Source organism: Photobacterium sp. GB-56 (assembly GCF_003026105.1).
Lineage (GTDB): Bacteria > Pseudomonadota > Gammaproteobacteria > Enterobacterales > Vibrionaceae > Photobacterium.
In genome coordinates, this window is sequence record NZ_PYNW01000001.1 from 149,061 (window position 1) to 169,278 (window position 20,218).

A 20,218-nucleotide genomic window follows, 5' to 3' on the forward strand; every position below is an offset into this window, starting at 1 on the left:
AGATGAATCAAACGAGAGTCTTAGTAGTCGAAGATGATGAAGGATTACGTGAAGCATTGGTTGATACGTTAGCGTTAGCTGGCTATCAATGGATTGAAGCGGAAAGCGCAGAGCATGCTTTAGTGATCATGAAGTCGGAAGCGGTTGATATCGTTGTCTCTGATGTACAAATGGCAGGGATGGATGGATTAGCATTACTTCGCAGTATTAAATTAAATTGGCCTAAAATCCCAGTACTATTAATGACGGCTTACGCCAATATTGAAGATGCAGTCGCGGCAATGCGTGAAGGTGCGATTGATTATATGGCAAAACCCTTTGCCCCTGAAGTGCTGTTAAACATGGTCGGGCGTTATGCGCCGATAAAAAAACAAAGCAGTAAAACCGTTGTTGCTGATCCGAAAAGTATCAAGTTATTAGCACTTGCTGATAAGGTCGCAAAAACGGAGGCGAATGTGATGGTGCTAGGGCCGAGTGGCTCAGGAAAGGAAGTACTGTCTCGTTATATCCATGATAACTCCGAGCGTAAAGATGGGCCCTTTATTGCCATTAACTGCGCTGCCATTCCTGAAAATATGCTTGAAGCGACCTTATTTGGCTATGAAAAAGGTGCATTTACGGGGGCGATTCAAGCCTGTCCGGGTAAATTTGAGCAAGCGCAAGGTGGTACCTTATTGCTTGATGAAATCAGTGAAATGGATTTAGGCTTACAGGCAAAATTATTGCGTGTATTGCAAGAACGTGAAGTTGAACGTCTAGGTGGCCGCAAAAGCATTAAGTTAGATGTACGTATTCTTGCGACCAGTAACCGTGAACTTAAAACTTATGTGGCAGAAGGGCATTTTCGTGAAGATTTGTACTACCGACTTAATGTCTTCCCAATTGCTTGGCCTGCTTTAGCTGAACGTCAGGGTGATATTCTGCCTTTAGCGGCATTATTTGCAGAGCGACACAGTATCAAACAAGGAAATGTGGTACCAAGTATAAGCCAAGCGGCACAAGATAAATTAGTGCAATACCCGTGGCCTGGGAATGTGCGAGAATTAGATAACGTTATTCAACGCGCGTTAATTCTTTGCGATAACAACCACATTCAACAGCAAGATATTTTATTAGAACATTTTGATTGGCTAGATACGGAAATGCCTCAAAGTGTGCCAGAGCCTGAACCTTGCGTTGTGGCTGCTCGTCCTAAACCGGCGGCAACGGGAGAAGGGCTGGGTAGTGAGTTACGTGAACAAGAGTTTAGTATTATTTTAGATACTTTAATCGCCTGTGAAGGCAGCCGTAAAGATGTGGCAGAGCAGTTAGGGATCAGTCCTCGAACTTTGCGCTATAAATTGGCGAAAATGCGTGATGCAGGGATTGAAATTCCTGCGTAGTGAGCGGTTAAAATAAATACATTGATAGAGAGAATCACGGAATGAAAGTAAACGGATTACAAGCAGAAATGCAAGCAATGAGACTGGATGCTCAAAATACCACTTCCCCTGCAACAGCCCAACAAGTGAGCTCTGATTTTGGCAATCTTTTGAGTGATGCATTGCAATCTGTGAATCAGATACAAGGGCAATCCAGTGAGTTAGCAACGCGTTTTGATCAAGGTGATCGTAGCGTTTCATTAGCAGATGTCATGATTGCAAGAAATAAGTCTAGTGTGGCGTTTGAAGCAACCGTACAAGTTCGCAATAAAATGGTACAAGCGTACAAAGAATTAATGAATATGCCGGTATAAGCCTGACTTTTTAAAGTATGGAAAGTAACACCGTTATTCTTGCAGTTTATGGGTAAAAGTCGTGGCAGAAGAAAACATTAATCAACCTTTGGCGGTATCGGGCAATGGCGCCGCTCCTGTATTACATGATGATATGGGCGCAGATCAAGGTGCTGATATTTCAGAGAAGAAAGCCTCTTCGACTGATAGTATTTTGGGTAACTTGGATTTATTACGTCAAGTTATTCTAGTGCTATCGGTGGCAATTTGTGTCGCGCTAATCGTGTTGGTAACAATGTGGATCAAAGAGCCTGAGATGCGCCCATTAGGCACTTATGATACCGAAGAATTAATTCCAATCCTCGATCACTTTGATCAAAAGAAAATTGAATATCAATTAGATGGCAATACGATCCGCGTTCCTGCTGATGAATACAGTGCGATCAAGTTAGATTTAACCCGTACTGGACTAAATGCCCAAACGGCAGAAGGCGATGATATTTTATTGCAAGACATGGGATTTGGTGTATCACAACGAATGGAAAGTGAGCGTTTAAAGCTCAGTCGTGAACGTCAATTAGCCCGTGCTATCGAACAAATTAGCCAAGTACGTAAAGCGCAGGTTTTATTGGCGACACCAAAACAAAGTGTGTTTGTTCGTCATAATCAAGAAGCGACGGCAACAGTCTTTTTAACCTTATCTTCTGGTGGTTCATTAGGCCAACAAGAAGTAGATTCCATTGTTGATATGGTGGCAACAGCGGTACCTGGGCTTCGTCCAACACGAGTCACGGTAACCGATCAACATGGTCGTTTATTGAGCTCTGGTACTGAAGATCCTAGTACAACAGCGAAACGTAAAGAATACGAATTAGAGCGAAAACAGGAACAAGCATTACGCGAAAAAATTGATGCTATCTTAATGCCTGTTTTAGGTCTGGGTAATTATACTTCGCAAGTTGACGTTGCTATGGATTTCTCGGCATTAGAAGAAACGCGTAAGCGCTATGATCCATCAACAGCGGCAACGCGCAGTGAATTTACGCTGGAAGATATTAATGGTGGTAACCAAGTTGCAGGTATTCCTGGTGCATTAAGTAATCAGCCGCCGGTTGAATCGGCAATCCCTCAAAATGTGAAAGACATGCAGTCGGGTACAAACGGCAGTGATGGCTCGGTACATAGAGAATCTACCCGTAACTATGAATTAGATACCACGATTAGCCATAAGCGTGCACAAACGGGGGTTATTGACCGTCAAACGGTATCTGTTGCGGTGGATTATAAGACCATCACAGATCCTAAAACGGGGGATGTGACTCGCGTACCTGTTTCAGAAGCAGAAATTGCTAAAATTCGCCGCCTGCTAATGGGGGGGATTGGTTTTTCAGAAGCGCGAGGGGATTTACTTGAAGTGCTTTCCGTTCCTTTTGCGTTACCAGAATCTCAATTAGCTGCCGATCTCCCTATCTGGGAAAATCCGAACTTTAGTAGCTGGGTACGTTGGATTGCAGCGGCGCTCGTTATTATTGTGGTGATTATGGTATTAGTACGTCCAGCAATGCGTAAGCTGTTGTATCCAAACCAAGCACCAGATGGTACGCCATTAGACGAAAATGGTATGCCAGTTATGGCAAACTCAGCGGATGCTGTTGGGCTTATTGGCGCAGAATTGGATGGCGGTGAAGGGTTTGAATTGAGCTCTAGTAGCTTAGATTTACCAAATTTACATAAAGATGAAGATTTACTGAAAGCCGTTCGAGCATTGGTGGATAATGAACCTGATCTCGCAGCACAAGTGGTTAAAAGTTGGGTGAATGAAGATGGCTAATGATGTTGCTATAAGTGAAAATAAATTTGATCCAAATACGCTAAGTGGGACAGAAAAAGCCGCCATTTTACTGCTTAGCCTTAGTGAGCAAGATGCTGCCAGTATTATTCGTCACCTTGAACCTAAGCAGGTGCAACGTGTGGGTGGTGCGATGGCGAGTATGACAGATCTTAGCCAAGAGAAAGTCTCCGGTGTACACCGATTGTTTCTCGAAGATATTCAAAAATACACTAGCATTGGCATGGGTAGCGAAGATTTCGTACGTAACACATTAGTTGCTGCGTTAGGTGAAGATAAAGCGAATAACCTTGTTGATCAAATCCTGATGGGCAGTGGCTCTCGTGGCTTGGATTCGCTGAAATGGATGGATCCTCGTCAAGTAGCGAGCATTATTCTCAATGAGCACCCGCAGATCCAAACCATTGTTTTATCATACTTAGAGCCGGAACAATCTGCGGAAATCTTAGCGCAATTTCCTGAGCGTGTACGTTTAGATCTGATGATGCGTATTGCGAACTTAGAAGAAGTACAACCAGCGGCACTGCATGAATTGAACGATATCATGGAGAAACAGTTTGCAGGTCAAGCTGGTGCGCAAGCGGCTAAAATTGGCGGCTTGAAAGCTGCGGCTGAGATCATGAACTACCTCGATAATAATGTTGAAGGCTTGTTGATGGATCAGATCCGTGAAACGGATGAAGATACGGCGACCCAGATCCAAGACTTAATGTTTGTATTTGATAACCTAACAGAAGTCGATGATCGCGGTATTCAGACCTTGCTCCGTGATATACCACAAGATCTCTTACAAAAAGCACTAAAAGGTGCGGATGATATGCTGCGTGATAAATTCTTCGCCAATATGTCCAAGCGTGCTTCTGAGATGCTACGTGAAGAATTAGAAGCGATGGGGCCGATTCGTGTTGCTGATGTAGAAGCGGCGCAAAAAGAAATTCTAACCATTGCTCGTCGTCTTTCTGATGCAGGTGAAATTATGCTGGGCGGCGGCGGTGGCGGTGCAGATGAGTACCTATAAAATTATCCCTATTGTTGAATTAGCAGGTGGTCGTCATGAGTGATGAACGTCGTCGCGGCTTTTTTCGAGTTTCAGACCACCAAGCACAAGAATTAGAACGTTGGGCATACCCTGATTATTCAGAACAGCGTCAAGAACAAAGTGACAACGCTTTTAATTATCAGCCTCGTCCTGTTATTGAAGAATTCGAGCCTGAAGAAGAAGCGGGGCCTCCGCCATTAACGGCTGCTGATTTAGAAGCGATGCAGCAATCGGCGTATGACGAAGGAATAGAGCAAGGACGACAAGCTGGACACAGTGAAGGGTTTAAAACCGGTCACGCTGAAGGGCTTGAATCTGGTCTTGTTGAAGGCAAAGAGCAAGGGTTACAACAGGGGTTAGAGCAAGCCCAACAACAAATAACAGAACAAGTGAATCATTTGGCGTCAGTGGCTGAAAAGCTATTAGCGCCAATTACACAAGTTGATCGTGAGGTTGAAGAGCAGGTGATGCAACTTGCTTTAGGTTTAGCGAAAGAGTTGATCCGAGTGGAAGTGAAAACGAACCCACAAGTGATTTTAAATACGATTCGTGAAGTGGTGGCGACGTTACCGGTTGCCAATCGTGATATTACGATGAATCTGCATCCTGAAGATGTAGCCTTAGTAAAACAAAATTTTAGTGATGATGACTTGTTAGAGCGAAAATGGAAACTTATTGCTGAGCCAAGTTTAAATCGAGGTGATCTGCAATTAAATAGCCATGATACTTCGGTTGATTATTTTATCGAAGATCGTATTCGTCACTCTTTAAGTAGCTTTGAAGCGGTTAATAGTAGTATTCGAGATCAATCTAAATGACAGCCTCACTAGCCGAACGGTTAAGTCAATATAAAACGGAAGGGACGGGGTGTAAGCCTGTTGCTTCTGGACGTTTAGTGCGAGTTGTTGGTTTAACACTTGAAGCAATAGGTTGCCGTGCTCCTGTTGGTAGCTTATGTAAAGTAGAAACATTAAATGGTGAACTTGAAGCTGAAGTGGTTGGCTTTTCAGGTGAAACCTTGTTTCTCATGCCGAGTGAACAGCTGCTTGGGGTGATGCCAGGCGCTAAAGTCACGCCAATTCTGCACAATAGTGGTCTACCCGTTGGTCCTGAATTATTAGGTCGGGTTATTGATGGGGTGGGTAATCCGCTCGATGGCTTAGGGCCTATTTTTACCGAGCATCGAGCTTCATTTAATGCCACTCCTATCAATCCTCTCGCCCGTAAACCAATCAAAGAGCCGCTCGATGTGGGTATTAAAGCGATCAATGGCTGTTTGACGGTAGGCAAAGGCCAGCGTATTGGTCTTTTTGCAGGCTCGGGTGTTGGTAAGTCTGTGACTTTAGGCATGATGACTCGTGGCACCAGTGCCCAGATTGTTGTGGTTGGCCTTATTGGTGAGCGTGGTCGTGAAGTTAAAGAGTTTATTGAAGAAAGCTTAGGGCCAGAAGGCCGTGCGCGATCTGTGGTGGTGGCGGCACCTGCTGATGCTTCACCATTAATGCGCTTAAAAGGTTGTCAAACCTCATTGACGATTGCTGAGTATTTCCGCGATCAGGGCTTTGATGTATTACTGCTGATGGATTCTCTGACCCGTTTTGCACAAGCACAACGTGAAATCGCATTGTCTGTTGGTGAGCCGCCAGCAACCAAAGGTTATCCACCTTCGGTATTTGCAAAGTTACCTGCGCTGGTGGAACGCGCGGGTAATGGTAATGAAAATCAAGGTTCTATAACGGCTTTCTTTACCGTTCTTAGTGAAGGTGATGACTTGCAAGATCCTATTGCAGATGCCTCTCGTGCGATTTTAGATGGTCACATTGTGTTATCTCGTGAGATGGCAGACGCTGGACATTATCCTGCGATCGATGTCGAACGTTCGGTGAGTCGTGTTATGCCTGCGATTGTGAGCGAAGAGCATATGTTGATGTCAAAAGCGGTACGTCAAATTCTTTCTATATGCCGTAAAAATCAAGATTTAGTCTCCATTGGTGCTTATAAACCCGGAACGGATAATACGATTGATCAAGCTTTTAGTTTTAAACCGAAATTAGACGCTTATCTGCAACAAGAAATGAAAGAGTCAGTGCCCTATGAGATGTGCGTCAATATGTTGCGCTCAACATTAGGTGGTTAATTGCAGGTGATCATGGATAAGGAAATTAAGTATGTCTAACGCGCTAGGATTAATCATCGAGCAAGCGAAAGAGCAAGAGCATCAAGCCAGTTTAGCGTTAAACCAAGCCCGTATTGAGCAACAAAACTACTTACAACAGTTAGCGCAGATTGAAAAATATCGATTGGATTATCTCAATCAGTTATCTGTTAGAGGCCAACAAGGTTTAACCGCAAGTCAATATAGTCATTTACAGAAATTCTTAACGCAACTGGATCAAACATTAGAAAAGCAAAAGCAAGCGGGAGGGTACTTTGAAGAACAAATTCAAAAGTGCTCCCAGCACTGGCAAGAAATGCAACAAAAAAGACGTTCGGTTGAATGGCTGGTGGAAAAACGCGAACGTGAGCATAAACAGTGGCTTGATAAGCAAGAGCAAAAAATGATGGATGAATTTGTTACATTGCAATTTGCGCGAAGGTTACAACAATAACCTTATTGATGAGTAACTGGTTTAGTTTTTGCATTACTCCAGCTTATCTCTTTTTGTCGTCGGAAGATCAAATGGTTACGTTTTGTTTTCTCCACGCCCAGTACTAGGTTTGAATTGGCTATGAATCTATTAAATCCCTTATCAACACCGCACGTAAAAGCCACACCTGCGGGATCTTCAAATACTAAAACGGTAGAAACAAATGAAGGTGACAAAGATGCTTCGTTTGATTCTCAGTTACAAGCAGCATCAACAGAGAAAACATCGGTAAGCGATTTAAAAATAGAACAAAAAACACAAAAATCGACAGATGTTGAAGCTGGTGAAGAAGCGAACAATAATGCTGTTATTGTCTCTGATGATTTAGTTATCGACACTGAATCTAACGCTGAGGTAGTCTCTGATGAGGTTGTTTCAGATGAGATGGTATCTGTTGTTGATAGTGGCGTTGTATCTATTGATGATAGTGAGGATATCACCAGTGTTGATAATGTTGATGATGGCGAAAGTATTGCTGATGTCGAAAAAATGATGTTTGAAGGTGCGGATTTCCTTCAACGTTTGAACCAATCAAATCAGCAGCTTAGTCAACAATCTTCAGGTGGGGGCAAAGCTTTGCCGCCACAGTCAGAGCAAATGCCATCATCAGATGCGTCTTTAGATGTGAAACCAGAGCTCTCTAGTGACAAATTTGTATTAGATAGCTCTGAAATCACTTCAATCAAGCAAAATGAGCTAACTGAAAAAGAGAAAGTACTACAAGCGGATGTCAAACCGAGTGAGTTAAAACTGGGCTGGCACGCTGCAACCGCTGCAGTGAAAGCGGAAAAAAGTGATGAAGCGACACTGCTTTCTCAACCCACAATCGATCCTGAATTAAAATCAACACTATCTGGTGTAAAAGCTGAACATGGTATCGTGAATGCGTTTCTTTCTGGTGAAAAAAATTCTGAACTGATCGCAACCAATGGAATGATGGAAGCTGTTAGAAAAACATTGGTTGATGGTCAGGAACAAGAGCAAGACACTATCTCTTCACAACCATTATCGGCACTAATGAGTAACCAGCAAACCAATGCGATGAAAATGGACTTACAACATGCAAATACACAGGTTCAGTCGCCATTACTGCTGACAAAAGAGCAGGCGGGAGAGCAAGTTTCTGAGCGGATTAATATGATGATGGCTAAGAATTTAAAGCAAATTGATATCCGATTAGATCCGCCAGAGCTTGGCAAAATTCAAATCAAATTAGCCTTGAATCAAGATCAAGCTTCAGTGCAATTTACCGTTAATAATAGCCAAACACGGGATATGGTTGAACAAGCAATGCCAAGGCTACGTGAGATGATGCAGCAACAAGGCTTGCAGTTAGCGCAAGGCTCTGTGCAGCAAGACAGTTCAAATCAATTTGCGCAGCAGTTCTCACAGCAGCATTCAGGGGAGCAATCATCAGGTGCTGCCCATGATGAATCTTTTGCAGGCACTAATGAGACTAATTCAGATAAACATCTTGATGCGATTGAGATGTTTGTAACAAACAATAAAGATCGGGTTGATTACTATGCGTAATTAACAATTGCTAATAATTTAATTAATGAAAATAAAGACAAAAAGGAATAAAAATGGCGATGGGCAAGAAAAAGCTGATGTTAATAAGTGCAGTAGCCGTCATTGTAATATTGGCGGCAGGCATTGGCTTTTGGTTGCTAAATGGCGATGACGCTAAAGAGTCGCCACAAGTGGCTGCAACGGTTCAAGAAAGTACAACGTCACCAGCATCTGTAATGTCTGCTTACTATGTTGTATTACCTCAGCCTTTTACTTTCAATGTTACGGGTGATACACGAGATAGAGTGGTTCAAATTAAAGTGCAATTAATGGTACGTGGCGATAAAAATGAAGCCTTGGCGAAACAGCACATACCGTTAATTGAAAGTACTCTTCTTCAAGCATTCGGGGTCGCAACCGTTGAGCAATTACGTAGCCCTAATGGCCGTGATCAGTTACGCCAACAAGCGCTTGAAGCTGTGAAAGCGGCAATGGTTAAAGTGGCTGGAACACCTGCAGTTGAGCGGGTTCTTTTTACTGGTTTTGTAATGCAGTAGGTTTACAGTGAGTGATTTATTAACCCAAGATGAAATTGATGCGCTACTTCATGGTGTCGATGAGCCAGAAGATGAACTTCATGATCACGAGGTCGCGAGTGATGTTGCTACCTTTGATTTTTCATCACAAGACCGCATTGTTCGTGGTCGAATGCCGACACTTGAGCTTATCAATGAGCGTTTTGCGCGCCATATGCGTATCAGCCTGTTTAATATGCTGCGTAAAACGGCGGAAGTGTCTATTAATGGCGTACAGATGATTAAATTTGGTGAGTACCAAAATACACTGTATGTACCAACAAGCTTAAATATGGTGCGCTTTCGTCCATTAAAAGGTACCGCGCTTATTACGATGGAAGCGCGTCTCGTCTTTATTCTGGTTGAAAACTTTTTTGGTGGCGATGGTCGCTTTCACGCCAAAATTGAAGGTCGTGAATTTACTCCTACCGAACGCCGTATTGTTCAAATGCTACTCAAACTTGTGTTTGAAGATTACCGCGAAGCATGGTCTCCGGTGATGGGGGTTGAGTTTGAATATTTAGACTCAGAAGTGAACCCGACCATGGCAAATATTGTGAGCCCAACAGAAGTGATAGTGGTGAGCTCATTTCATATTGAAGTTGATGGTGGCGGCGGTGATTTTCATGTCGTCATGCCATATTCGATGGTTGAGCCAATCCGTGAATTACTCGATGCGGGTGTACAAAGTGACAAGATGGACACCGACGTGCGTTGGAGTAAAGCATTGCGTGATGAAATCATGGATGTACCCGTTAATCTTCGCGCCAAATTACTGGATGTGGATTTATCGTTACGTGATTTGATGGAGCTACAAGTTGGCGATGTGATCCCTATTGATATGCCTGAGCAAGCGACCATTTTTGTGGAAGATTTACCGACTTATCACGCCAAAATGGGTCGCTCTGGTGACAATGTAGCATTGAAAATTAGTGAGAAACTACAACGTCCCGATATGGTTAAAACGGATTTGGCGTTTCTCGACCGTGATGAGCTAGGCACGGCATTACTTAATATTAATCGCGATAGTAACGAATAAGAAAAGGACGATGACAATGTCAAATAATAATGACCAACAAATGGCAGATGATTGGGCTGCAGCATTAGCAGAGCAAATTGATGATGTACAACCAGCACCACTAGAAGAGCTGACTGATGAAACGGTACCGATCACCGATGATGAACGTCGTAAGCTTGATACTATTATGGATATTCCGGTTACCATTTCGATGGAAGTCGGACGTACGCAAATCAGTATTCGTAACCTACTGCAATTAAACCAAGGTTCAGTGGTTGAGCTTGATCGTATTGCGGGTGAATCATTAGATGTGATGGTTAATGGGACCCTTATTGCACATGGTGAAGTGGTTGTGGTCAATGACAAATTTGGTATTCGTTTGACTGATGTGATCAGCCAAACTGAGCGTATTAAAAAGTTACGTTAAGGCTGGCCATGAAAAGGATTATAGGCCAGATAGTTACAGTATTATCGCTATTATTTTTCACACTGTCCTGTTTCGCACAAACAGCGGTTGAGAAAACGATTGAAAAAGCGCCGCCGCCATTAAGACAAGCACCTGACTTAAATATCGCAACCACTCTGGCTTCTTTACTGCTTGTGATTGCGATTATTGTTTTCTTAGCTTGGTTATTAAAACGTATGCGGGTGGCTGGGATCAGTGGTAATGATTCGGGTTTAAAAGTAATTACACAGCTGGCAGTCGGGCAACGAGAAAGAGTCGTGCTATTGCAAGTCGGTGAAGAGCAAATGTTGGTGGGTATTACTCAACATAATATTTCTTTGCTAAGTAAATTGGATAAGCCTTTAAACATGGACGAATCGCCAAGCAGAGATTTCGCTTCTCAGCTTAGCAAGCTAATGAAAAATAATGTTAAAAAATAAATTCACCCTTATCACTTGGATGGCTTTTCTTGCTATCTCTGTGTTGTTATCGTCAATCAATATAGCGCATGCGGTTGAAGCGAACGTGGCTAATAGTACGACGGCGACAGCAATGAGTGCAGAAACAACCTCAGGTCACATGCAAGCAGCCCGTAATGGTGGGGGAATACCGGCATTATCGGTGACAGTAAACCCTGATGGTAGTGAAGATTATTCTGTCACCCTGCAAATTTTAGCGTTAATGACCGCGTTGGGCTTTTTGCCTGCGATGGTTATTTTAATGACCTCTTTCACCCGTATCGTGGTGGTAATGTCGATCCTGCGTCAAGCGATGGGTTTACAGCAAACACCTTCTAACCAAGTGATTATCGGCATAGCGCTGTTCTTAACGTTTTTTGTGATGTCTCCGGTGATTGATAAGATCAATGCAGATGCCGTTCAGCCTTATATTAATGAGCAAATCACGGCGAAAGAAGCGTTGGCAAAAGCGGAAGATCCGATGCGCCAATTTATGCTAAAACAAACCCGGGTAAAAGATTTAGAAACGTTTGTGAATATGTCTGGCTCAACGGCTGATGATCCGCAGACGGTGCCGTTAACGGTATTGATCCCTGCGTTTATTACTTCAGAGCTAAAAACGGCGTTTCAAATCGGCTTTATGCTGTTTTTACCATTTTTGATTATTGATTTGGTCGTTGCATCGATCTTAATGGCGATGGGTATGATGATGCTTTCACCTATGATTGTATCGTTACCGTTTAAATTAATGTTGTTTGTTTTAGTTGATGGTTGGAACCTGATCTTATCCACACTGGCAGGTAGTTTTGGCACCTAATGTGAATAAACATCGGATAAAAAGGATGCTTTTATGACGCCAGAAGCTTTTGTTGAGATATTTCAAGAAGCGCTATACATGGTACTTATCATGGTGTGCGCGATTGTCATTCCAGGGCTGTTAATTGGTTTAGTTGTTGCGGTATTTCAAGCGGCCACCTCAATCAATGAGCAAACATTGAGTTTCTTACCCCGTTTAGTGGTGACGTTACTCGCGTTGATGTTTTTTGGTCATATGATGACGCAAATGCTGATGGATTATTTCTATCGCATTATTGATCAAATCCCACAGTTGCTTTATTAGCAAACGAGCAGCCGTCGATTATGCATTACACCGCAAATCTTTTACTTGATTGGATAGCGAATTATTTTTGGCCTTTTACACGTATCTCATCAATGATGATGGCGATGACGTTTTTTGGGGCGCGCTTTGTTTCACCTAAAATTCGCTTATATTTAGCCTTAGCGATCACATTTGCGGTCTTGCCTGTTTTACCTAAAGTCCCACAAGATATTGAGTTACTTTCTTTAGCTGGATTTATTGTTACTACTCAGCAACTAATCATTGGTGTAGCAATGGGATTAGTGACACAGTTTATTACTCAAATATTTGTCTTACTTGGGCAAATATTAGGTATGCAATCGAGTTTAGGTTTTGCTTCAATGGTTGATCCTGCGAATGGTCAGAATACGCCCGTATTGGGACAGTTTTATATGTTTTTGGCCATTTTATTGTTCTTAGCAACAGATGGGCATTTAGAGATGTTAAATGCTGTTGTTGTGAGCTTTAAAACCTTGCCGATAGGTGAGGCTATGCTACAGCAAAAAGATTACTATCAGCTTGCAGGTTGGTTTGGGCATATGTTTAAAGCGGGCGTGAATATGGCGTTAGCAGGGGTGATTGCTTTGCTAACGGTGAATTTGTCGTTTGGCGTAATGACTCGAGCAGCACCACAGCTAAATATTTTCTCGTTAGGTTTCTCATTTGCGTTATTACTCGGTCTGGCAATTAGCTGGTTTATTGTACTCGGTATCGTGCCGCAATATGAAGCGATATGGCAAGTTGGCTTAGATCAAGTGTGTAGTTTGATCCGAATTGATTGTTAAGTTAAGACTGGGAGTAAATCAGTATGTCTGATTCAGATGGTCAAGAACGTACCGAAGACGCCACGCCCAGACGGCTTGAGCAGGCGCGAGAGAAAGGTCAAGTTCCGCGCTCAAGAGAATTAGCGTCTGTTGCGGTATTAGTGTCTGGTGCTGTTGGGTTAATGTGGTTTGGAGAAGGGTTAAGTAAAGCACTGAGTCATATCATGACAGCAATGTTTAGCTTAACGCGCGACGATATATTCGATCTTGATCGTTTATTCGTTATTATTTTAGATGCGATTGTTTATATTCTCGCGCCTTTATTTTTAGTACTCATTTTTTTGTTTGTTGCTGCTTTTATTGGAGCTGCTGGTGTCGGTGGTGTTCGCTTTTCCACTCAAGCTGCAATGCCTAAGTTATCAAAAATGAATCCGCTCAGTGGAATAAAGCGGATGTTTGGTATGCAAAGTTGGGTTGAGTTAATTAAGTCTATTTTAAAAGTTGGGCTGGTGGGGAGTATTGCTTGCTACTTGATATTTTCGAGTTTAGAAGACTTTTTCCAACTCAGTAATGAGGTTTTTCCTGCCAATTACTTTCATGCTATCGATATATTACTAAACTTTGTTCTTTTAATTTGTTGCTCACTGCTTATTGTTGTTGCCATTGATGTGCCATTTCAAATTTGGAATTTTAATCAGCAATTAAAAATGACCAAACAAGAAATTAAAGATGAATACAAAGATTCGGAAGGTAAGCCTGAAGTAAAAGGGCGTATTAGAATGCTGCAACGTGAAATGGCTCAGCGACGTATGATGGCAGATGTGCCGCAAGCTGACGTGGTAATTACTAACCCTGAGCACTTCTCTGTCGCACTTCGCTACGATCCTAAGTTGGACTCTGCGCCCGTTGTTATTGCGAAAGGAGGCGATCATTTAGCGCTTAAGATCAGAGAGATAGCCAATAAACATAATATTGATATTGTACCTGCCGCGCCATTAGCTCGTGCTATTTATTATACGACTGAATTAGAACAGCAAATTCCAGATGGTTTATTTGTTGCCGTTGCTCAAATATTAGCTTATGTGTTTCAGTTAAAAGAATACCGCAAAGGTAAAGGCAAAAAACCAACACTATCTAAAGCTGCAATGGATATACCTGAAGAATTACGCCATTAATGTTTAGGTACATGATTATTGAAATGATAATTAAGTATATTGTGGCTAAAAATTTATTGTTTATATATTAATCATTAATTCTTTTTTGGAATAAAGTCTATTAGGGGCGTTATTTAATTAAATGTTTATATTAGACAGGAAGTCACAAATATAGCGTTTATCTTTAGCTTTCTGTTATTAATTTGATAGTCTTTTCGCACTGTCAAAAAAATGACTAATATGTAAGGCATGATAATTGCTTTACCTTATTTTATGCATTCATGGTTCATCGTCTTTATTAAATAACGGACTATTTAATTATCTTCTTTTGTTTATAAAACGAACATTGATACCAATAATAAAAGAATAGATCACTAGACAGAATGAAGCTTTCAATTCCCTTTGCAGATAGATTGCCGTTAGCCAGTATCAAGTCTATGCCATCAATAGGTGCGCCTATAATGGTATTGGCAATGTTAGCAATGATCATTTTACCAATGCCGCCGTTGCTATTGGATATGACGTTTACCTTTAATATCGCGCTTTCACTGGTGGTGTTATTGGTGACGGTATATACCCGTCGTCCGCTTGATTTTGCTGCTTTTCCTACCGTACTACTTATTGCCACGCTATTACGTTTAGCACTAAACGTTGCATCGACTCGTGTTGTTTTATTGCACGGTCATGAAGGGCCTGATGCGGCAGGACAAGTTATTGATGCATTTGGCTCGGTTGTTATTGGTGGCAACTATGCGGTGGGTTTAGTGGTCTTCCTTATTTTGATGATCATTAACTTTATGGTAGTAACCAAAGGTGCAGGTCGTATTTCAGAAGTTAGTGCTCGCTTCACCCTTGATGCCTTACCGGGTAAGCAAATGGCTATTGATGCTGATTTAAACGCAGGGCTTATTGATCAAGAGCAAGCGCGTACTCGTCGTTTTGAAGTAACAAAAGAAGCCGACTTCTATGGTTCTATGGATGGTGCGTCTAAGTTTGTTAAAGGTGATGCCATTGCCGGTATCTTGATCCTCTTTATCAATATCATTGGTGGTTTAATCATTGGTATGGGTCAGCATGGTCTGACATTTGGTGAAGCCCTCGAAATTTACAGTTTATTGACCATTGGTGATGGTCTTGTTGCTCAAATCCCATCGCTACTGTTATCCATCGGTGCGGCAATGATGGTAACTCGTCAAAATACTGACGAGGACATGGGGCAGCAAATGTATTTTCAGATGTTTAACAATCCTCAAGCGCTGATCATCACCGGTATGATTCTATTTGTTATGGGTATTGTTCCTGGTATGCCTCATATTCCTTTCTTATTGCTTGCCGCCATTATTGGTGGTGTCGCTTATTGGCGAATAAAGAAAGAGAAAGCAGAAGCACTTGTTGAAAAGCAAGCGCCGCCGACAGAGTTAGCACCGACCCAACCGCTAAAAGAACTATCGTGGGATGATGTACAGCCTGTTGATACCATTGGTTTAGAAGTGGGTTACCGTTTAATTTCAATGGTCGATAAAGATCAAGGTGGTGAGTTGCTAGAGCGCGTGAAAGGTGTTCGTAAAAAGTTATCACAAGACTTTGGTTTTCTTATCCCACCGGTTCATATTCGCGATAACTTAGAGCTGCCACCGAATAGTTACCGCATTAGTTTGATGGGCGTCGCCTGTGGCGAAGCAAATATTCACCCCAAAATGGATCTGGCGATTAACCCTGGCCAAGTTTTCGGTTCTATTGATGGTGAAATGACAACCGATCCTGCGTTTGGTCTTGAAGCGGTCTGGGTACAAGACTCACAACGTGAACATGCGCAAGCATTAGGTTATACCGTGGTTGATTCAGCAACAGTACTGGCGACTCATTTAAGCCAATTACTGACAAATCATGCATCGCAGTTACTGGGTCATGAAGAGGTACAAAACCTATTAGAAATGTTAGGTCAAACGACACCTAAATTGGTTGATGGTTTTGTTCCTGATCAATTACCTCTAGGGGTTGTGGTGAAAGTAATGCAGAACTTATTAAATGAAGCTATTCCACTGCGTGATATTCGAACCATTGTCCAAACTTTGTCGGAGTATTCCAGTAAGAGTCAAGATCCTGACATATTAACCGCCGCTGTTCGTATCGGTCTGAAACGATTAATTTGTCAAGAAATCAATGGAATAGAAGTTGAGTTGCCAGTGATTACCCTAGTCCCTGAATTGGAACAAATATTGCATCAAACTATGCAATCTGCTGGTGGTGAATCTTCAGGTATTGAGCCTGGATTAGCGGAACGTTTACAACGTTCATTAACAGAAGCGACTCAGCAGCAAGAATTGAAAGGTGAGCCTGCGGTATTATTGACCTCAGGTGTGTTGCGTTCAACATTAGCTAAATTTGTTAAAAATACGATCCCAAGTTTACGGGTATTGTCATATCAGGAAGTGCCTGATGAAAAACAAATTCGAATTGTGAATGCGGTAGGTAATTAATGTTAGTGGTTGTAGATGCGCCTAAGCCCTTTCTGATATAGGACGATATTTTGAAAATTAAACGATTTTTTGCCAAGGATATGAGAACGGCACTTAGCGAAGTCAAAGAAGAGCTTGGGCCTGATGCCGTCATTATGTCGAATAAGAAAGTTTCTGGTGGTGTTGAGATTGTGGCAGCGGTGGATGTCGATACAACGCCTCCAGCAGCTCCAAATACTCAGCCTCGCTCTCGTGACGAAGTTACTCAAGGGTTAAATCAAGCAAGACGTAAACTTGCTGATGACAAGGTGCAGTTGAACCAATCCACGGCGCAGAAATTTGCTAGCGTATTACAAAACTATGCCTCAACCCAAGAGCAAAATGAGCAACCTAACGAGGTTGATTCACTTAGTGCATTACTTGATCGCCAATCTAAATTGCGCGAGCAAGGGGATAGTCACAGCTTATATTCAGAAGCGAATGCATTTCGACATGACCACAAGCCAGCATACAGTCCGCAAAATGAACGCGCATCGCAACAAAAGGCTAGTGGTTACTCTCGTTATTCTGACCAACATTATGCAGATACTCCTTCATCACGTGATAACCGTTCATCATCAACATCACCACTATTTCAGCGTCGTCAACCTGAAACCAATAAGCATGATTTAGATATCGGCGATTACCGTCGTCCATCATCAAAACAATATGAACGTGATTTATCCGTTGGTCGTGGGTTATTTGATAGCCCTCAGCATGATCATGGTATGAATGGACGTGAGCATTCACCGCAAAAGCCACGATTAGATCCTTCTCGTTACGAATCTAAAGCCCAACCGAGTAAAGATGAACTGGATCAAGTGCGATCTGAAATGATCTCGATACGTCGCTTATTAGAACATCAGCTATCTGGCTTAATGTGGCAAGAAGTTGAACGCCGCGAACCAATGCGCGCCATGATGATCAAACGTCTTGAAAAAATGGGATTATCAGAGCAATTAGCCGATCAATTAGCGTGTTATATCCCTGAAGATATTCAACCCAATGAAGCATGGCCGGCATTACTTGATTTGTTATCGGATCAAATTATTACTACCGACGATTGTATTTTAGATACGGGCGGTGTGGTGGCTTTATTAGGCCCAACAGGTGTAGGTAAAACCACGACAATTGCCAAGTTAGCTGCTCGCGCGGCAATGGAGTTTGGTCCAGATCAAATTGCTCTAGTGACGACAGATACATATCGTATTGGTGCTCATGAGCAATTAGCGACTTATGGTCGAATTATGGGCTGTCCGGTAAGAGTTGCTAAAGATGCTGAAGAACTTGCCGATATCTTACATCAGTTGCGACATCGCCGATTGGTATTGCTTGATACCGCAGGGATGGGGCAGCGTGATATTCGGTTATCTGAACAGCTAGACACTTTAATGAAAAACAGCGGAGCGCATATTCGAAGCTACTTAGTGATGCCAGCGACATCACAGCGTCGAGTGCTGCAGGAAACGATTGAACATTTTCGTCGTATTCCACTTTCTGGTTGCGTATTAACAAAGCTTGATGAGTCATTAAGTTTAGGAGAGATCATCTGCGTGGCGATTCAAAATGCATTACCTATCGCTTATTTAGCGGATGGCCAGCGTGTACCAGAAGATATCAAAATAGCATCGGGGAACTACCTAGTGTCACGTGCTAATGAATTATTGGAGATAGAGATAAGCCAGCAATCACATTTCTGGTCTAGTGATAGTTCAGATAATAAGGCGGCAGATTATTATGATTGAGAGCAGAATGTACGATCAAGCAAGCGGTTTACGTCGAATGACTCAGTTAACCTCAACCAAAGTGATTACTGTAACCGGTGGTAAAGGTGGTGTCGGTAAAACCAATGTTACGCTAAATATGGCGATGTCGATGGCACGTCAAGGTAAGCGGGTCATGGTATTGGATGCTGATCTAGGCCTTGCGAACGTTGATGTGATGCTAGGACTTCGTGCAGGGCGTAACTTATCTCACGTTTTAGCGGGTATCTGTGAGCTGGAAGATATCATTATTGAAGGCCCATACGGGTTAAAAATTATTCCTGCTGCCTCGGGTACTCAAAATATGGCAGAGTTAACACCAGCGCAGCATGCTGGGTTAATTCGTGCTTTTGGTAATTTACAAGACGATCTTGATTTTCTACTGGTAGATACCGCTGCAGGTATTTCAGACATGGTGCTTAGTTTTGCTCGCGCTGCGCAAGATGTGCTGGTTGTTGTCTGTGATGAACCAACATCAATTACAGATGCTTATGCATTGATTAAAATCTTAAGTCGTGAATATGATGTTCAACGCTTTAAAATTGTTGCCAATATGGTGCGTAGTTACCGTGAAGGACGCGATCTGTTTACCAAATTGACGCGTGTTACGGAACGATTCTTAGATGCTAATTTAGAGCTCGTGGCATGTATTCCGCTTGATGATAATGTTCGCCAAGCCGTTAAACGTCAGAAGATAGTGGTCGAAGCTTTCCCTCGTAGCCCTGCTGCATTGGCGTTGAATTCATTATCAACCAAAGCAATGACTTGGCCTATTCCGCATAACCCAGGTGGACATCTTGAGTTTTTTGTTGAGCGTTTATTGATCAAACGTTCTCAGGCCATGGAGGTGCCATACAGTGAATAAAGCGATGGCTTATGGTCAATATCAGCAGAGTCCACAAGCATTTATCGAACGATACTCATCGTTAGTTAAACGCATTGCTCATCACTTAATGGTTCGTTTACCGCCGAGTGTCTTAGTGGAAGATTTAATTCAAGCAGGCATGATAGGTTTACTTGAAGCGCAACAAAATTATGATCCTACGAAAGGGGCAAGCTTTGAAACGTTTGCTGGAATTCGTATTCGTGGGGCAATGCTTGATGATATTCGTCGTGGTGATTGGGTCCCTCGTTCAGTATATAAAAATAGCCGAAAGATAAGTGAAGCAATATCTCACCTTGAAAATGAATTAGGACGCGATCCTAATGACCAAGAAATTGCGCAATATCTCGATATGCCGTTAGAACAGTACCATCAAGCACTAAATGATGTTAATTGTGGACGCTTAGTCGGTATTAGTGATCTTGGAGTGGCAGAAGATACCGTCGCTAATGAAGAAAGTATCGGTGAAAACACACCCTTTCAAGGTGTTGTTGATGATAACTTTCGTGCGTCATTGGCTGAAGCGATAAAAACCCTCCCAGAACGAGAGGCGTTAGTGTTATCACTTTATTACGACGAAGAGCTTAATTTAAAAGAAATTGGTGCGGTAATCGGTGTTAGTGAATCACGAATTTGTCAGATACACAGCCAAGCAATGCAGCGATTACGTGCAAAATTAACAGCATGGACTGCTTAATAATTATTTATTTTTAGAACTAGAAGAACACTGGCTCTCAGTGGAGGCAAACTTGAATAAAAA

General features: G+C 42.4%; 20 protein-coding genes. All 20 read left to right on the top strand.

Going from position 1 to position 20,218, the window contains the following annotated elements; genetic code table 11:
• The first annotated feature begins 2 nt into the window (after positions 1–2).
• The 20 genes from C9J42_RS00760 to C9J42_RS00855 all read left to right on the top strand — a co-directional run bounded on the left by C9J42_RS00760 (position 3) and on the right by C9J42_RS00855 (position 20,155).
• Positions 3–1,382, top strand: a complete 1,380-nt coding sequence (locus tag C9J42_RS00760) for a sigma-54 dependent transcriptional regulator (RefSeq protein ID WP_107205493.1) — start codon at positions 3–5, stop codon at positions 1,380–1,382.
• Positions 1,383–1,423: 41 nt separating this feature from the next.
• Positions 1,424–1,735 carry a flagellar hook-basal body complex protein FliE gene (fliE, locus tag C9J42_RS00765; RefSeq protein ID WP_107205494.1) on the top strand — a complete coding sequence of 104 codons (312 nt, stop codon included), beginning with the start codon at positions 1,424–1,426 and terminating at the stop codon, positions 1,733–1,735.
• Positions 1,736–1,796: 61 nt separating this feature from the next.
• The gene (gene fliF / locus C9J42_RS00770; protein WP_107205495.1) at positions 1,797–3,545 is read left to right on the top strand and encodes a flagellar basal-body MS-ring/collar protein FliF; all 1,749 of its coding nucleotides are present in this window, start codon (positions 1,797–1,799) and stop codon (positions 3,543–3,545) included.
• Positions 3,538–4,581, top strand: coding sequence for a flagellar motor switch protein FliG (gene fliG, locus C9J42_RS00775; RefSeq protein WP_107205920.1), 1,044 nt, complete (start codon positions 3,538–3,540; stop codon positions 4,579–4,581). The genes fliF and fliG overlap by 8 nt, the downstream gene beginning before the upstream one ends.
• Positions 4,582–4,616: 35 nt before the next feature.
• The gene (fliH, locus tag C9J42_RS00780) at positions 4,617–5,420 is read left to right on the top strand and encodes a flagellar assembly protein FliH (protein WP_107301588.1); all 804 of its coding nucleotides are present in this window, start codon (positions 4,617–4,619) and stop codon (positions 5,418–5,420) included.
• Positions 5,417–6,739, top strand: coding sequence for a flagellar protein export ATPase FliI (gene fliI / locus C9J42_RS00785; protein ID WP_005370306.1), 1,323 nt, complete (start codon positions 5,417–5,419; stop codon positions 6,737–6,739). Before fliH ends, fliI begins: the two co-directional genes overlap by 4 nt.
• Before the next feature lie 31 nt (positions 6,740–6,770).
• The gene (gene fliJ, locus C9J42_RS00790) at positions 6,771–7,211 is read left to right on the top strand and encodes a flagellar export protein FliJ (protein ID WP_045148062.1); all 441 of its coding nucleotides are present in this window, start codon (positions 6,771–6,773) and stop codon (positions 7,209–7,211) included.
• A gap of 120 nt (positions 7,212–7,331) precedes the next feature.
• Positions 7,332–8,783 (top strand): flagellar hook-length control protein FliK, encoded by a 1,452-nt coding sequence (locus tag C9J42_RS00795; protein WP_107301589.1) that lies wholly within the window; start codon positions 7,332–7,334, stop codon positions 8,781–8,783.
• 53 nt (positions 8,784–8,836) lie between these two features.
• On the top strand, positions 8,837–9,319 hold the full coding sequence (gene fliL, locus C9J42_RS00800) for a flagellar basal body-associated protein FliL (RefSeq protein WP_107205498.1): 483 nt from the start codon (positions 8,837–8,839) through the stop codon (positions 9,317–9,319).
• Positions 9,320–9,326: 7 nt separating this feature from the next.
• The gene (gene fliM, locus C9J42_RS00805; RefSeq protein WP_107205499.1) at positions 9,327–10,376 is read left to right on the top strand and encodes a flagellar motor switch protein FliM; all 1,050 of its coding nucleotides are present in this window, start codon (positions 9,327–9,329) and stop codon (positions 10,374–10,376) included.
• Between the two features lie 16 nt (positions 10,377–10,392).
• Complete coding sequence (gene fliN, locus C9J42_RS00810) at positions 10,393–10,782, top strand: flagellar motor switch protein FliN (RefSeq protein ID WP_107205500.1); 390 nt, start codon at positions 10,393–10,395, stop codon at positions 10,780–10,782.
• Positions 10,783–10,790: 8 nt separating this feature from the next.
• Complete coding sequence (gene fliO, locus C9J42_RS00815; protein WP_107205501.1) at positions 10,791–11,240, top strand: flagellar biosynthetic protein FliO; 450 nt, start codon at positions 10,791–10,793, stop codon at positions 11,238–11,240.
• Complete coding sequence (gene fliP / locus C9J42_RS00820; protein ID WP_107205502.1) at positions 11,227–12,075, top strand: flagellar type III secretion system pore protein FliP; 849 nt, start codon at positions 11,227–11,229, stop codon at positions 12,073–12,075. Before fliO ends, fliP begins: the two co-directional genes overlap by 14 nt.
• A 33-nt stretch (positions 12,076–12,108) precedes the next feature.
• A complete protein-coding gene (gene fliQ / locus C9J42_RS00825; protein WP_005370314.1) occupies positions 12,109–12,378 on the top strand; it encodes a flagellar biosynthesis protein FliQ in 270 nt (89 codons plus the stop codon).
• 20 nt (positions 12,379–12,398) lie between these two features.
• Entirely contained in the window at positions 12,399–13,181 is a 783-nt protein-coding gene (fliR, locus tag C9J42_RS00830) for a flagellar biosynthetic protein FliR (protein ID WP_107205503.1), read from the top strand.
• Positions 13,182–13,204: 23 nt separating this feature from the next.
• Positions 13,205–14,335 carry a flagellar biosynthesis protein FlhB gene (flhB, locus tag C9J42_RS00835; protein ID WP_045148070.1) on the top strand — a complete coding sequence of 377 codons (1,131 nt, stop codon included), beginning with the start codon at positions 13,205–13,207 and terminating at the stop codon, positions 14,333–14,335.
• A 362-nt stretch (positions 14,336–14,697) separates the two neighbouring features.
• Positions 14,698–16,794, top strand: coding sequence for a flagellar biosynthesis protein FlhA (flhA, locus tag C9J42_RS00840; RefSeq protein ID WP_107205504.1), 2,097 nt, complete (start codon positions 14,698–14,700; stop codon positions 16,792–16,794).
• 50 nt (positions 16,795–16,844) lie between these two features.
• Complete coding sequence (flhF, locus tag C9J42_RS00845) at positions 16,845–18,557, top strand: flagellar biosynthesis protein FlhF (RefSeq protein ID WP_107245623.1); 1,713 nt, start codon at positions 16,845–16,847, stop codon at positions 18,555–18,557.
• Entirely contained in the window at positions 18,550–19,440 is an 891-nt protein-coding gene (locus C9J42_RS00850) for a MinD/ParA family protein (RefSeq protein ID WP_005370324.1), read from the top strand. Before flhF ends, C9J42_RS00850 begins: the two co-directional genes overlap by 8 nt.
• On the top strand, positions 19,433–20,155 hold the full coding sequence (locus C9J42_RS00855; protein ID WP_045082753.1) for an RNA polymerase sigma factor FliA: 723 nt from the start codon (positions 19,433–19,435) through the stop codon (positions 20,153–20,155). The genes C9J42_RS00850 and C9J42_RS00855 overlap by 8 nt, the downstream gene beginning before the upstream one ends.
• The last annotated feature ends 63 nt before the right edge of the window (positions 20,156–20,218 follow it).